Below are 14,587 nucleotides of genomic sequence, written 5' to 3' on the forward strand. Positions count from 1 at the left end.
TTCTTCGTCCAACTACAACTATTAACAGGTTATATTTTAATCATGACAGATACCCTGGATTACCTGATGACATTCCGGAAATGCACCAGCCTGGACAGCGTTGAGAAAGTGTATGACAAGCTTAACTATTCTATTGATAATGATATTGAAATCAGCAACATGTACCGTGCTGCCGATCATCGCCGGGCGGAACTGGTTGCCGGAAAACTGTTCGATTTGGGCAAGGTACCCAAAACACTGTGGGCACAGGTGCTATAATTTTCTTTAATTGCGCGCGCGTGCCTGTTTATCATTTATTGCTAAATAACGGCAATGTCCCATGATTTATTGACGCGCGTGATACAAAACACATTTATTAGTTTCGCCAGGCTCTACTCTTTTACCTTAACGACAGGAAACAGGAGCGGAAGATGGGATATCAAAACGTTTTGGTTACCGTCGCCGTGGCGGCAGACAGCCATCGCCTGGTTGAAAAAGCCGTTTCCATCGTGCGCCCCTACAACGGAAAAATCACCCTGCTGAGCATGATCGCCAATCCAGAAATGTACAATAACTTCGCCGGGCCGATGCTGGGCGATCTGCGTGCATTAATGGAGGAAGAAACACTGCTGTTTATGGAGGAATTACGCCTGCGGGCCGATTATCCAATAGCCGATACGTTGATCGTCCACGGCGAGTTGGGGGATAGCCTTAACTACGCCAGCCGTCAGCAACCTTTTGATCTGGTGGTTTGCGGCAATCATAGCGACAGCATGATGAACAAGGTTTCCTGCTCTGCTGCACGCTTTATCAATACCAGCCATATCGACGTACTGATCATTCCTCTTTAACGCTGAGCACATTCGGCTATTTGCTCTGGTCAATGATTGACTAGACTTGGGACTCCATCCGCATAAGGAATGTCTGATGTCCCAGTCTATGCAACACAACCGCCGTTTTTTACTCGCCTCACGCCCGCACGGTGAGCCTACCGCAGACAATTTCCGCCTGGAAAACGTGGCTACGCCGCAACCCGCCGCTGGCCAGGTGCTGTTACGTACCGTCTATCTGTCACTGGATCCCTACATGCGCGGCCGGATGAGCGATGCCCCTTCTTACGCGCCACCGGTAGAGATCGGTGAAGTGATGGTTGGCGGCACGGTATCACGTGTTGTTGCGTCACAACATCCCGACTTCAAACCCGGTGACTGGGTGTTGGGCTACGACGGCTGGCAGGATTATGCTTTATCTGACGGCAGCGGCTTGCGCAACCTCGGTCCGGAGCAGAAACACCCTTCCCGCCTACTCGGCGTGCTGGGCATGCCGGGCTTCACCGCCTATATGGGCCTGTTGGATATTGGTCAGCCGAAACCCGGTGAAACCCTGGTAGTCGCTGCCGCCAGTGGCGCCGTCGGTTCAGTCGTCGGGCAGGTCGCCAAACTGAAAGGTTGCCGCGTGGTCGGTGTGGCCGGCGGTAAAGAAAAATGCCGCTATGTAGTAGAAGAGCTGGGTTTCGACGCCTGTGTCGATCACCGGGCGTCTGATTTTGCCGAGCAGCTGGCCGCCGCCTGCCCGCAGGGCATCGACATTTACTACGAGAACGTCGGCGGTGCGGTGTTTGATGCGGTGATCCCACTGCTCAATACCCAGGCGCGTATTCCGGTGTGCGGCATTATCGCCCACTACAATGCCACCGACTTGCCTGCCGGCCCGGATCGCCTGCCGATGCTGCAGGGGCTGATCTTGCGTAAACGCATCCGCATGCAGGGTTTCATTATTTTTGATGACTATGCAGAAGGCTTTGGCGAATTCCTGCAGCAGATGGGCGAGTGGGTTGAGCAGGGAAAAATCAAATTCCGCGAAGATCTGGTCGACGGACTGGAAAATGCGCCACAGGCATTTATCGGCCTGCTACAAGGCAAAAACTTCGGCAAACTGGTGATCCGCGTCGGCGACGAGTAACGCTAAATCGGCAGGGGTCGAACATGAGTTCGACCCTATTTAACCCATTGATTATGCGAAAGGGCGCAGCATGCGGCGCCCCTACCATGAAGCACTGAACACTTCACCGGCACCTCAATGTAGCGCCCCCCCGGTGAGGGTTAAATCTTCCCCCACCGTCAGTGAGGTATGCACAATACTGCGTACCGCCTCGATCATCGTGGCTAGCGCCATACTGGATTTTCCCGGATGATTGACCGCCAGCTCATGGCTGTAGGGAATGTGAATAAAACCGCCCTTGATCGCCAGCTTATGGCTGGCGATATAATGACTCAGGCCATAAAAAAGCTGGTTGCAGTTGTAGGTTCCCGCCGTGTGCGAAACCGCAGCCGGAATGCCTGACTGACGTAGATTGTGCACAATCGCTTTCACCGGCAACGTGGAGAAATAGCCTACCGGTCCGCCCTCCACCACCGGTACATCTATCGGTTGTTTACCGGCATTATCAGGAATACGGGCATCGATCAGGTTGATGGCTACCCGCTCAACGGAAATTTCTCCGCGCCCGCCGGCCAGTCCCAAACAGATAACCACCTTTGGACGCAACTCTTCAATGGCGGTAATGAGCTGCTGGTTGGACAAACCCAGCACGCAAGCCAATTGGCGGACCACCACCTCCGCACCCGCCACCTGTTCCCCGGCCAGAGCTTGCGCAATTTGCCATGAAGGATTAATCGCGTCGCCGTCAAATGGCTCTATACCCGTCACTAATACCCTGTCCATCGCCACACCTGTGTTGTTATTGAATCAGCGTGCTCTCAGCCTAAACAACGCGGTATGATTCTGGAAATGGATTATCTGTATATAGAGTATTCATAATATGAATTTATCCAACGTCGATCTCAATCTTTTGGTGGTGTTTGAGGCGTTGTACCAAACGCGTAATGTCACCGTCGCCGGCCACCGTCTGAACCGCGCTCAACCTTCGGTGAGTAATGCGCTGGCCCGGCTCCGAACCCTGTTTGACGATCCCTTGTTCGTCCGCAGCGGCGGCGGCATGCTGCCCACCGCCCGTGCTCACCAACTGATGTTGCAGATACAACCGGTGTTGGAGCAGATCCATCAGGCATTAACACCGCCGACCCGTTTCGATCCGGCAACGGCCAGCCAGCGCCGCTTTAGGCTGGCAGCCGGTGATTATGCGGATATCACACTGTTACCCACCATCATCAGTCGGCTACGTCAGGCTGCACCCGGTATTGATATCCGCGTATCACGGCTGGATCGGCGCACGGTGGTACAACAACTTGAGCGTGGAGAGATTGATGTAGCCCTGGGTGGGCATCTTGAAGTGCCGGAAGGCATGCTGGTGCAGCCATTGTTTAACGAGAGTTTTACCTGTATCGCCAGTCGGCATCACCCACAGATAGCAGCCGAAAGCTGGGGTTTGGAACAGTACATTAGCCTGCCCCACGCGCTTTATGCACCATCGGACGATGGTTCGGCACGCGGAGTCATCGACCGGCGCTTGACTGAAATGGGGCTGGAACGGCGGGTTGCCGCTACGTTTTCACATATTATCGCGCTGCCTGCCGTGGTGGCGGGTAGCGATCTGATCGCCACCCTTGCCACCAGCGTTGCCCGCCAATTTGCCGATCCTTCACGAATTCAGTTCCTGCCGCTCCCCAGTGAATTGGCCATGCCTGCCTTCCCTATCGAATGTGTCGCCGGCCGACAGGTTAAACGCGACCCGGCGCTGGCATGGTTATGCAACATCCTCAGCCAACTCAATCTTCCTTCTTTCCACCGTTAATCATCCATTCTGCTGTATTAACAACCAAGCCAAGCGCCCCGGTGCGACTGGCTTCGCATTCATACAAATAGGAATCCTCCTAAATTACATTCTTCTTATTTATATATGTGATCATCTTTACCCTGCAAATGGTAAGCACATAAAACAGCCTGTCACTTTTTTTTCGTTAAAAAATAGTTGTTATTTAAGTACATTGGCTTAAGTGTTACACAATTATTTCATGGTATTACCAATGACCCAAATAAATCAAAACCCCATTAACGAAAACAGCAACCATATGTTTTTTATATATAAAATAAAAAATGCGAGTGAGTTAACGAATTAGGCATTGATCCAGAAGGTTATTTTGCAAATTTTCAGGGCTATTGTAGACTGCAGATTCTTTGTTTATATGTAAACTTTGTTAAGTTTTTCGTCAGCCCATGTCTCAAATCGTGACAGATACGCTATCGGGATCGCGCGTCAATTCTCGTGCGGTAGCTATGTCAAAAGCCAGAGAAACTACGAATTATCTTATCATTACTCAATTCCTTCTACCCTGTTTAGCCGCGGTTTAAGCGCCTTCCGGGAGGAGAAGTTCACCGGAACTTTTGAGTCTTGAAAACCTGACCACCGCCTCTACAAAACCACGACATACAAGCAGCCAATAACATCAAGATTGTGAAGTAGCCTGATATCTATTAAACCGAAAAACGGGATTGTTTTTGAGCGATGCAGCCAACTGCTCGCTGATATCTACAGGAAGCCTGACACACACAATGAAAGTCGTAAAACCACTGCGCCCAAGCGTACTTTATCGTTCTTGCCACCGGCAGGGACAACATCAATCCGGATGTCTCCATTTTGGCGTTAGCCGGCGTGGAGGTTTCCCCGCGTCTGCACCCCAAGCCAAGTCTGAACGACGGCAACTCGCCCGCAAGGAGCTACTGCTCAACGGTGGCGTCCTGGATCGCATCATTCCCAAAACCAACTTCAATCAGCAAAAGTGCCACTTTCGTATTGACCATGCTCACTGTGGCCAATCGGCTAAAGCTATTGCTGCTTGCGCCCTGAAATAGGCGTTTTGATTACACAGCCCTTCATTTCATTTCTGCCCATAAAAAGATCAAAGAGGATATTGTGAAAACACGGATTGCTCTAACGCTGCTAGCCGCCCTGACGCTTGCCGGTTGTTCCACCCCGCCACCGCCACCGCCGGTTCTCGATATCAACGCCCTGACCAGCAGCGAAGTGGACGGCGTCAAGCTCCAGCACCGCGCAGCCATCACGGCCCCGCAACAGTTCAAACCCATCGGCAAGGAATACCGCAGCCTGTACGCGGCCAGCATCATGAGTAGCCCGGGTTACAACGGCAGCGCCGTCGGCAGCCTGGACAATGCCGCCGCTTTCTATGTGCTGGGGGAAGTCGAAAATCATTGGCTGGCGATCACCGAGGCCGAAGGTGGAAACCTGATGGGTTACATCCAGGCCAACGCCGGCGTACCGGTTTCGCGCTACAAATCGACGCTGCGTAAAGATTTACCGCGCCGTAATCGCGCAACCCGGCAGGACTGCGTGAAAGTCGGCGGTGACAGCAAAGCCTGTAAAGACAGCGGCTCTGCCACCTGGATCCTTCAGTAGTCCCCCTTGGTTGACGAGACTCACCATGATAACAACACCCACCCTCTCCCGCTGGTGCGGGATAGTGTTCCTGCTGTTGGGCGCATTGGTGCTCAACGGCTGCATGTCCTCTGCCAAGAGCGTGCCCTCACGTTATAGCCTGGTGTTCGATGCCGACAGCCAGGTGAACGCCGCGGCAGGCCAACGGCCGGCACCGATAAAAATTCGGGTACTGCTGTTACGTTCCGATGCGGAATTTATGGACGCCGACTTCTTCAGCCTGCAGAGCGATGCCAAAAGCGTGCTTGGCAACAGCCTGCTGGACAGCGATCAGTTCTTCCTGACACCGGGGCAAAGGGGAAAAAAACTCGGCGGCCAAAGCACGCTGGAAACCCGTTATATCGGCATCATCGCCGAATACCAGAACCTCGATGGCAAAGCCTGGCGCATTTCACTGCCGCTGCCGGAACCGACAGAGACCAATTTCTACAAGGTGTGGCAATTCTCGCCGGATGAGCTGGAAGCCCACATCGTGGCAGGCATTAATGGCCTGCGTACTGTGAAAGATCCCGACTGACCCGCCGCTGTGCCCAAGCGAAGTAACTATAGGTGTGACGATGAAAGATGCTCATAAGGTCGTCTGGACTGAAGGGATGTTTTTGCGCCCTCATCATTTCCAGCAGGCGGAAAACTATCTCGAAAGCTACATGCGCAATTGGGGCCAGGCCCACCAAGGCTGTTTTTGGGGCTTCCTCCATCTGGATTTGGATCAAACCCTGCTGCGTCAGGGCAAAATTGCGCTTAACGCCGCCAGTGGCATCATGCCGGACGGCACGCCATTTCGTTTCTCCGGCGCCCAGCAGGCGCCTGCCCCGCTGACTATCGCCGAAAACAAGACTGGCGAAAACGTGGTTCTGGCATTGCCAACCTACCGCGCGGGCCGTGAAGACGTGATTTTTCAGGAAGCACCGGATGCGTTGGCGCGCTATCTGGCCTATGAAAACGAAGTCGACGACCTGAACGCCGTGTCGGTCGGCAGCGCGGCATTGCAGTTTGGTCAGTTGCGCCTGCGTCTGATGCTGGAAAGCGATCTCAATGCCGAATGGACGGCCCTCGGCGTAACCCGGGTGCTGGAAAAACGCGGTGATGCCAGCCTGCGTCTCGATCAGGTGCAAATTCCGCCGATGCTGAACTGCCAGGGAAGCCCGGTGCTGAAAACCTTTATCAACGATCTGCAAGGCCTGCTGCTACAGCGCAGCCAGCAGATGAGTCAGCGCCTGCTGCAACCAGGGCGCGGCGGCAGTTCCGAGATGGTCGATTTCATGCTGCTGCAACTGATTAACCGCCATCTCGGCCAGGTGAGCCACGCTTACCATCTCGATCACCTGCACCCGGAACGCCTGTTCGCCGACTGGCTGCAGTTCGCCACCGAGCTGGCCAGTTTCTCGGCGCAGCGCACACCGGAAGCCCGGCTGCCGGTATATGACCACGACAACCTGGCGCTGTGTTTCGGCAAGCTGATGCTGTTGCTGCGTCAGGGACTGTCGGTGGTGCTGGAAGACAACGCCATCCAACTGACGCTGGTCGAACGCTCGCATGGCCTGAACATTGCCACCGTCCAGGACACCAAAATGATGCGCGACTTCGGCTTCGTGCTGGCGGTACGTGCCGATGTCGCCGCCGAAGTGCTGCTGACTCACTTCCCGGCGCAAATGAAGATTGCCCCGGTCACGCGGATCCGCGATCTGGTGCAGTTGCAACTGCCGGGCATCGGGCTGCGTACCATGCCGGCGGCACCACGCCAGATCCCCTATCACGCGGGTTATACCTATTTCGAATTGGAAAAAGGCAGTGACCTGTGGAAGCAGATGGAAAAATCCAGCGCCTTCGCTCTGCACCTGGCCGGCGACTTCCCGGGTCTGGATATGGAATTCTGGGCGATTCGCAGCCATACGGACCGGTAACCTATGACTCAGGAAAATAACATGACGCCGACGGGCAACCCGTTGGTAGAAGCCGCGAACCCTTTGCTGAACGCCATTTCGCAAATCCGCCAGTCGGCCACCCATGCCAATCCGGCGCAGCTGCGCCAGCAACTGATCGATAAAGTTCGCCACTTCGAACTCCAGGGGCAGCGCGCCAATCTGCCGTATGAAGTGATTATCGGTGCACGTTATTGCCTGTGTACCGCGCTGGACGAAGCCGCCGCGCTAACGCCCTGGGGCAGCAGCAGCGTCTGGTCCGGCAGCGGGTTGTTGGTCACTTTTCACAACGAAACCTGGGGCGGGGAGAAGTTCTTCCAACTGCTGGCCAAGCTGTCGCAAAGTCCGCGTGAACACATCCAACTGCTGGAACTGATTAACTTCTGCCTGCTGCTGGGGTTCGAAGGCCGCTATCGAGTGATGGAAAACGGCCGCTCGCAGCTGGAAACCATGAAACAACGCCTGCTGCAACTGATCCGCTCGGTACGCGGTGGTTACGCTCCGCCGCTGTCCCCCAACGCACTGGATCTGCCGGTACAGCAAAAATTGTGGCGCCCGCTGGTGCCACTATGGGCCTGCGTGGCATTGACCGGTTTTCTGGCGTCATTGCTGTTTATCGCCCTCAACTGGCGACTGGGCGACAGCACCAGTCCGGTGTTGGCGGCCATTTATCAGACCAATCTGCCACAGGTTACCATCAGCAATCCGGCACCGGCGGCCCCCCCGACGCTGAGCCTGAAAAGCTTCCTGCGCAAAGAAATTGCCGAAGGTCTGGTGGTGGTGCGTGACGAAGCCCAACAGAGCGTGGTGATCCTGAAAGGGGATGGCCTGTTTGACTCCGCTGCGACGACGGTGCGCAGCAACTATATTCCGGTCATTGACCGCATTGCCGCGGCGATGAACGGCGTCAGCGGCAAGATCCTGGTCACCGGCTACAGCGATAATCTGCCGATCCGCAGCGCGCGCTTCGCTTCCAACTGGGAGTTGTCACTGGCACGCGCCGACGCAGTCAGCGCCCAACTGCAAAAGCACCTCGACAACCCGCAACGGGTGAAGGCGGAAGGCCGCGGTGAAAGTAACCCGGTCGCCCCGAACAATAGCAAAGTGAACCGCGCGCTGAATCGCCGGGTAGAAATTACGCTGTTGGTTGCGCCAGAAAATACCCAGGCGGAAATCAACGGCTTGCCGCAAGGAAACGGAAAGTAATGCTCAGTACGTTATTCTCCATCATCACCAGCCGCCTGTTATGGGGCTTTGCCGGCATTACCGCGCTGGCGTTCATCATCTGGATGATCGGCCCGTTGGTGGCTATCGGTGATTATCGGCCGCTGGAGCCGGAACTCAACCGCCAGTTAACCATCGGCGCTATCTATCTGATCTGGTTCCTGTGCCGCATTATTCCACGCCTCTACAGTGCCTGGTTCAACCGCCGCCTGCTGAGTAACCTGCGTGCCGCCGAAGAAGTCCCGGCTGAAAACGGTAAGCCGGTAGCCAAACAGGATGAACAGCTGGCCCAGCGCTTTGATGAAGCGGCGCAATTGTTGAAGAAAGCCCGTTTCGCACCGGGTCAGGGGGACAGCAAACACCGCTGGATGACCCACTTCAGCAGCCAATATCTCTACCAACTGCCGTGGTATGTGATCATCGGTGCGCCAGGTGCCGGTAAAACCACCGCGCTGGTCAACTCCGGTCTGCATTTTCCGCTGGCGGATCGCTTCGGCAAATCTGCCCTGCGCGGCGTGGGCGGTACCCGTAACTGCGACTGGTGGTTCACCAATGACGCGGTGCTGCTTGATACCGCCGGTCGTTATACCACTCAGGAAAGCCAGCGCGAAGAAGACGCCGACGAGTGGAAAAGCTTCGTCGGCCTGTTGAAAAAATACCGTACCCGTCAGCCGATCAACGGCGTGATGGTGACCATCAGCATCGCCGATCTGTTGAGCGACAGCAGTGAAGCCCGCGCGGCGCAGGCCAGCTCGTTGCGTAAACGCCTGATTGAGCTGCATGAACAGTTGGGGATCCATTTCCCGGTTTATGTGTTGGTGACCAAGACCGACCTGCTTAACGGCTTTATGGCCTATTTCAACGGCTTTGATAAGGCGCAGCGCGAACAAATCTGGGGGTTCACCTTCCCCTATGAGGCATCGCGTCAGCCAGATTTCAATCTGAATGCCACCTTCGAACAACAGTATGGCTTGCTGCAGCAACGGCTGGATGCCGCGCTGCCTGAGACCTTGCTGGTTGAACACGATAGTCGCCAGCGCGCTGAAAGCTATCTGTTCCCACAGGAATTCGCGGCCCTGCGTCCGTTGCTGGGCCAGTATCTGGAACAGGTGTTTGCCACCTCCAGTTTTGAAACCCGCTTCACCCCGCGCGGTATTTACTTCACCAGCGGCACCCAGGAAGGCCTGCCGTTCGACCGGGTGATGGGCGAACTGAACCGTTACCTGCAATTGCCGACGGCGAGCAGCCAACCCCACGCCAACCCGGCCTGGAACCATGTGGACTCAGCCGCGCCAATCCCGGCGGGCAAGGGCCAAAGTTTCTTCCTGAAAGACACGCTGGAATCGGTGATTTTCCAGGAGTCCGGGTTGGCGGGCAGCAACCGCTGGTGGGAATACCGTAACCGCGCAGTGCATTGGGCGGGTTATATCCTGCTGGCGGCTTGCCTGGCGATCCTGGCGATTTTCTGGTTCACCAGCTACAGCAACAACAAGGCTTATCTGGCGGAAGTGGCCGCCAAGGTACCCGGCGTAGAGCGCCAGGGGCTGGGTCTGACGCAGTTGGGCAACGGCGATATGCTTTCGCTGCTGCCGTTCCTCAACAGCGTGCTGCATTTGCCGGACAGTCAGAATTTCTCGCTGGAAGATCCCCCATTCACCTATCGCATGGGGCTGTATCGTGGCGATCAGGTCAGTGATGCCAGCGACTCGCTGTATCAAAAAGCGCTGAAGGAATTGCTGCTGCCGCAGGTGGCACAGCAGATCGCCACCACGCTGCGCAACGACAACCACGGCGATGCCGATTTCAGCTACGAAGCGCTGAAGGCCTACCAGATGCTGTATCTGCCGAAACAGTACGACGGCAAATTCCTGCGCGCCTGGGTCATGCTCAACCTGCAACGCAACCTGCCGCAGGGCAGCACCCAGAAACAGCTGCAGCAGATTGAATGGCACCTGAGCCAACTGCTCGACGAACAGATCCAGGCTTCGCCTTACGCCAAAGATGAACCCATGGTGGAGCAGGCGCAGGCCGCGCTAAACCGGGCGCCCCTGTCACAGCGGGTGTACGGCCGTCTGAAGCGTCTGCTGTTAAAGCAAACCGAGATTAAACCGGTCAGCCTGGTTGACCTGGCCGGCCCGCAAACCGAACTGGCGTTTTCGCGTAAAAGTGGCAAGCCGGTGACCGACGGGGTACCGGGCCTATTCACCTCTCGGGGCTACTGGAAAACCTTCAACGACAATATTGATCCGGTGACCGATACCCTGCGTCAGGAAGATGTTTGGGTGCTGAACAGCAAAACGCCGGATCAGAAAAACGCCGATTTGATCAAGACCATTCGCCAACTGTACATGCAGGATTTTATCAGTGCCTGGGATGAACTGCTGGGTGATATTCAGTTGGCCAATATCGGAAACCTGAGTCAGCGCATCAGCAGCGCACGCTTGTTGTCCGGCAACCCTTCGCCGATGCGTAACCTGCTGGTTAACGTCAGCAAGAATGTCACCCTGCGCGACGAGAAAAGCACTGCTGACTCCCGTTCACTGCTGGATAAAACCGAAGACCGGCTGAGCCAGAGCGCCAACCATCAACTGGAAGCGCTGTTCACCAATCGACCGGCCAACGCCGACGGCGATGTCTCTGCCCAGCCGGAACAACTGGTAATGGCGCATTTCGCCGCATTACTCGAGCTGGCGCAAAGTCAAGGTGAAGGCAACAAGGCGATCCCGTTCGACAGCGTGCTAAAACAGGTTGATGAGCTGTACAGCTACCTGACCGCAGTTCAGGGCGCGGCCAACAGCGGCATGTCGGCACCGCCCAGCGATATCATCCCACGCTTGCAGGCCGAGTCCGGCCGTTTGCCGGTGCCGTTCAAACAGATGCTGTTGTCGCTGGCGATTGGTGCCAGCAGCGACACGCAACGCAAAGAGATGGAAAACGTCAAGAAGCGCATCAGCGTCGAAGTCGGCAGCTTCTGCCGCCAGGCGATTGCCGGGCGTTATCCTCTGGTCGCCAGGGCGCGTCAGGAAGTCACGCCGGACGATTTGGCGCGCATGTTTGCGCCCAACAGCGGGCTGATGGACAGCTTCTTCCGTGACAATTTGCAGGGCAAGGTCGACACCACCCGTGCCAACTGGCGTTTCACTCCCGGCGTAGACGGCAAGACGCTGCCCGGTGGCGAAGGCATCCTGCGTTCATTCCAGCAGGCGCAACGCATTCGTGACGCCTTCTTTGCCAACGGCACCGCGACGCCGTCTTACCGCGTGACCGTTCGACCGGTACGGATGGATAACGACATCCTCAACCTGACGCTGGATATCGACGGGCAACTGTTCAAATACAGCCACGGTCCGCAGGTTCCTCTGGTGATCAGTTGGCCGGGTACCCGTAATACCAATCAGGTGCACCTGCAGCTGGCGCTGGCCAACGGCTCCACGGCCAGCCTGGTCACCAGCGGCCCCTGGGCGCTGAACCGTTTGGTGGATATGGCGCAGACTTCTGCCGGCAGCAGCAGCCTCGGCCGTCAGGCCACCTTTAACCTGGATGGCCACCGCGTAACGCTGGAGTTTACTCCCAACAGTATCCGCAATCCGTTCCAGCTACCGGCATTCTCCTGCCCGTAGCCCCGAAAGGACAAGATGATGAGCAATGACCTGAGCCCGACCACAAGCATTGGCTGGTATGGCAAGATCCCTTCCGCCGGTGACTTCCTGCAGCGTCGCCTGCCGGATCTGGTGGTGAACAATTGGGCCCACTGGTTCCATAACGGCCTGGTGAATCTGCAGCGCAATCCACCGGGCCCGAACGGAAATCCTTTCAGCAATGCGCCCGTGTGGAACTTCGTCATTCCGGCCACGCTCGGCAGTCAGTATGTCCAGATGGGCTGCCTGCTGCCCGCGCGTGACCGGGTAGGCCGTCATTACCCGATCTGCGCCCTGCGCCTGTTCTGCCAGCAAGACTGGCGAACTCAGCAGTTGAACATGGCGGCGGAATGGTACAACCAGCTCGGCCACCGGCTGCTCAATGGCGTGCGCAACGGTTTTTCCGCCGAACAGCTCGATCGTTCGCTGCTGGAGATCCCTGCGTTGCCGACCCCACCGGCGGAGGCCGATTCCGAGATCCTGTCGATCATCGGCTTCCAGCATCCGGACGTGCCCGGCCTGGGCTGGCAACAGGCGGCTGACTGTTTCGACCCGGCGCAGTACACCAGTTTCTGGTGGACCAATCAGGCCGACGGACACCCGCTCTATACCCATGTGCACAGTGGCAACCTTACCGTGCAACTGTTCTCTCTGCTGTTTGAACCCAATGGCTGGGCGCGCCCCGGTCGTGGCGGTCAATATCCGCAGATGTTTGATTAACCTCGCCTGTTGAAGGAAATTTTATGGCTATCGACACTCTGTTAGCCCCGGTTGACGCAGAAAACCCCTGCGGCGAAAACCTGGAATATGACACCGACTTTCTGGCGATGGAGCAGGCTGCGACCGGCAAGAGCGAGCAGCAGTTCGGCAGCACCATTATTCCGGCAGAAGCGCCGGACTGGGTGCAGGTGGAGCGGCTTGCGACCACGCTGCTGACACGCACCAAAGATTTACGGGTGATGCTGTGCCTGACCCGCGCCTGGACGCAACTGCGCGGGTTGCAAGGCTACGCCGACGGCCTGATGCTGATCCACCAGGCGTTGGATCGTTACTGGGACACGCTGCTGCCGTTGCTGGAGTTCGACGGCGAGGCTGACCCGCTGTTTCGCATCAACGTACTGGCCGATCTCGGCGACAAAGCCTCGCTAACCACCAGCGTGCGCGCCGCGCCGCTGCTGAAAGGGGCTACCGGTGAAATCTCGCTGCGCGACGCCGGGGCCTTGCTCGACGGCAGTAAGCTCGAGTGCCCTACCTTTCCTGGTGGCCGTGCGCGCCTGCAGGATGAATTGTCCCAGCCGGAGCGCCCGGAAGCACAATTGGTGATGCGTATCGCCGAAACCCTCGGCGCCATCCGTACTACGGTCACTCGCCATTTGGGTGAAAGCGCCCTGCCGGAAATGCACAACCTGACAAAAATTTTCGCCCTGGTCGCTCAGTTCGGCCAGGACAGCGCCCCGGTCAGCGAGTCAGCCGAACAGCCCGATGATATCGCCGCACCCCCGACGAGCGCGGCCACAGCGGCCCCGGCCGCCACGCTCAACTGGCGCAGTGCGCAAATTCAGTCACGCGACGACGCCCAACTGATGCTGGACAAGGTAAAACACTATTTTCGTCTTCATGAGCCCAGCCATCCGGCGCCGCTGATGATCGACCGGGTACAGCGGCTGATTGCACTGGACTTTATGCAAATAATCCGTGATTTGGCACCCGATGGTCTTAACCAACTGGAGACCATTCTGGGTCGCCCCGATAACGAGGAGAACAACTAGCCGCCGACCCCCTTTGTTCTCTTAACGATACTCATAACCGCATTTGAACCTGACTCTCCAAGCCGGAAGAGGCGCGTTCCCAATCGCCATTAGATGGAGTAAATCATGCCAAACTCGAAATCCCGTAGCGGGCAGAAATTTATCGCCCGCAACCGCGCACCGCGCGTACAGATTGAATACGATGTCGAAATTTATGGCGCAGAGCGCAAAATCCAGCTGCCGTTCGTGATGGGCGTGATGGCAGACCTGGTGGGGAAATCGGTTGATCCACAGGCGAGCGTTGATGAGCGCAAGTTCCTGGAGATCGACATCGACAACTTCGATGAGCGCATGAAATCGCTGAAACCGCGCGTTGCCTATCAGGTCGACAACACCCTGACCGGTGAAGGCAAGCTGAATATCGATCTGACGTTTGAAAGCATGGAAGACTTCTCCCCTGCTGCGATTGCCCGCAAGGTCGACGCGCTGAACAACCTGCTGGACGCCCGCACCCAGCTTTCCAACCTGTTGTCTTATATGGACGGTAAAAACGGCGCTGAAGAGCTGATCTCCAAGATCTTGCAAAACCCGGCTTTACTGCAATCCCTGACCGATGCGCCGAAACCGGCCGCCACGGACGACAACAATCAGCGTGAGGACTAA

At 56.6% G+C, this 14,587-nt stretch carries 13 protein-coding genes; 12 read left to right on the forward strand and 1 reads right to left on the reverse strand.

What is annotated here, in order from left to right; genetic code table 11:
* The first annotated feature begins 42 nt into the window (after nucleotides 1-42).
* From ydgT to E5C26_RS15185, 3 genes are all read left to right on the forward strand, one after another.
* The gene (gene ydgT / locus E5C26_RS15175; protein ID WP_012145712.1) at nucleotides 43-258 is read left to right on the forward strand and encodes a transcription modulator YdgT; all 216 of its coding nucleotides are present in this window, start codon (nucleotides 43-45) and stop codon (nucleotides 256-258) included.
* Between the two features lie 152 nt (nucleotides 259-410).
* Nucleotides 411-830, forward strand: coding sequence for a universal stress protein UspC (gene uspC, locus E5C26_RS15180; RefSeq protein WP_135317048.1), 420 nt, complete (start codon nucleotides 411-413; stop codon nucleotides 828-830).
* A gap of 76 nt (nucleotides 831-906) precedes the next feature.
* Nucleotides 907-1,941 (forward strand): NADP-dependent oxidoreductase, encoded by a 1,035-nt coding sequence (locus E5C26_RS15185; protein ID WP_135317049.1) that lies wholly within the window; start codon nucleotides 907-909, stop codon nucleotides 1,939-1,941.
* Nucleotides 1,942-2,055: 114 nt separating this feature from the next.
* Here the strand turns inward: E5C26_RS15185 and pcp are convergent, their stop codons facing one another.
* On the reverse strand, nucleotides 2,056-2,703 hold the full coding sequence (gene pcp, locus E5C26_RS15190; RefSeq protein ID WP_135317050.1) for a pyroglutamyl-peptidase I: 648 nt from the start codon (nucleotides 2,701-2,703) through the stop codon (nucleotides 2,056-2,058).
* 97 nt (nucleotides 2,704-2,800) lie between these two features.
* On the opposite strand from pcp, the gene E5C26_RS15195 reads away from it, so the two are divergent.
* The 9 genes from E5C26_RS15195 to tssB all read left to right on the forward strand — a co-directional run bounded on the left by E5C26_RS15195 (nucleotide 2,801) and on the right by tssB (nucleotide 14,587).
* Nucleotides 2,801-3,733 carry a LysR family transcriptional regulator gene (locus E5C26_RS15195; RefSeq protein WP_135317051.1) on the forward strand — a complete coding sequence of 311 codons (933 nt, stop codon included), beginning with the start codon at nucleotides 2,801-2,803 and terminating at the stop codon, nucleotides 3,731-3,733.
* 1,119 nt (nucleotides 3,734-4,852) lie between these two features.
* Entirely contained in the window at nucleotides 4,853-5,353 is a 501-nt protein-coding gene (gene tagV / locus E5C26_RS15200) for a type VI secretion system accessory protein TagV (RefSeq protein ID WP_135317052.1), read from the forward strand.
* Nucleotides 5,354-5,378: 25 nt separating this feature from the next.
* Complete coding sequence (tssJ, locus tag E5C26_RS15205; RefSeq protein ID WP_135317053.1) at nucleotides 5,379-5,909, forward strand: type VI secretion system lipoprotein TssJ; 531 nt, start codon at nucleotides 5,379-5,381, stop codon at nucleotides 5,907-5,909.
* Nucleotides 5,910-5,949: 40 nt separating this feature from the next.
* Nucleotides 5,950-7,296, forward strand: a complete 1,347-nt coding sequence (gene tssK / locus E5C26_RS15210) for a type VI secretion system baseplate subunit TssK (RefSeq protein WP_135317054.1) — start codon at nucleotides 5,950-5,952, stop codon at nucleotides 7,294-7,296.
* 21 nt (nucleotides 7,297-7,317) lie between these two features.
* Nucleotides 7,318-8,520 carry a DotU family type VI secretion system protein gene (locus E5C26_RS15215; protein ID WP_135317138.1) on the forward strand — a complete coding sequence of 401 codons (1,203 nt, stop codon included), beginning with the start codon at nucleotides 7,318-7,320 and terminating at the stop codon, nucleotides 8,518-8,520.
* Nucleotides 8,520-12,158 (forward strand): type VI secretion system membrane subunit TssM, encoded by a 3,639-nt coding sequence (tssM, locus tag E5C26_RS15220; RefSeq protein ID WP_135317055.1) that lies wholly within the window; start codon nucleotides 8,520-8,522, stop codon nucleotides 12,156-12,158. The genes E5C26_RS15215 and tssM overlap by 1 nt, the downstream gene beginning before the upstream one ends.
* A gap of 18 nt (nucleotides 12,159-12,176) precedes the next feature.
* Nucleotides 12,177-12,896 (forward strand): type VI secretion system-associated protein TagF, encoded by a 720-nt coding sequence (gene tagF, locus E5C26_RS15225; RefSeq protein ID WP_135317056.1) that lies wholly within the window; start codon nucleotides 12,177-12,179, stop codon nucleotides 12,894-12,896.
* A gap of 23 nt (nucleotides 12,897-12,919) precedes the next feature.
* Nucleotides 12,920-13,945 (forward strand): type VI secretion system protein TssA, encoded by a 1,026-nt coding sequence (gene tssA / locus E5C26_RS15230; RefSeq protein ID WP_135317057.1) that lies wholly within the window; start codon nucleotides 12,920-12,922, stop codon nucleotides 13,943-13,945.
* A 105-nt stretch (nucleotides 13,946-14,050) separates the two neighbouring features.
* Entirely contained in the window at nucleotides 14,051-14,587 is a 537-nt protein-coding gene (gene tssB, locus E5C26_RS15235) for a type VI secretion system contractile sheath small subunit (protein WP_135317058.1), read from the forward strand.

The sequence above is a fragment of the Serratia proteamaculans genome (assembly GCF_004684015.1).
Classification (GTDB): Bacteria; Pseudomonadota; Gammaproteobacteria; order Enterobacterales; family Enterobacteriaceae; genus Serratia; species Serratia proteamaculans_F.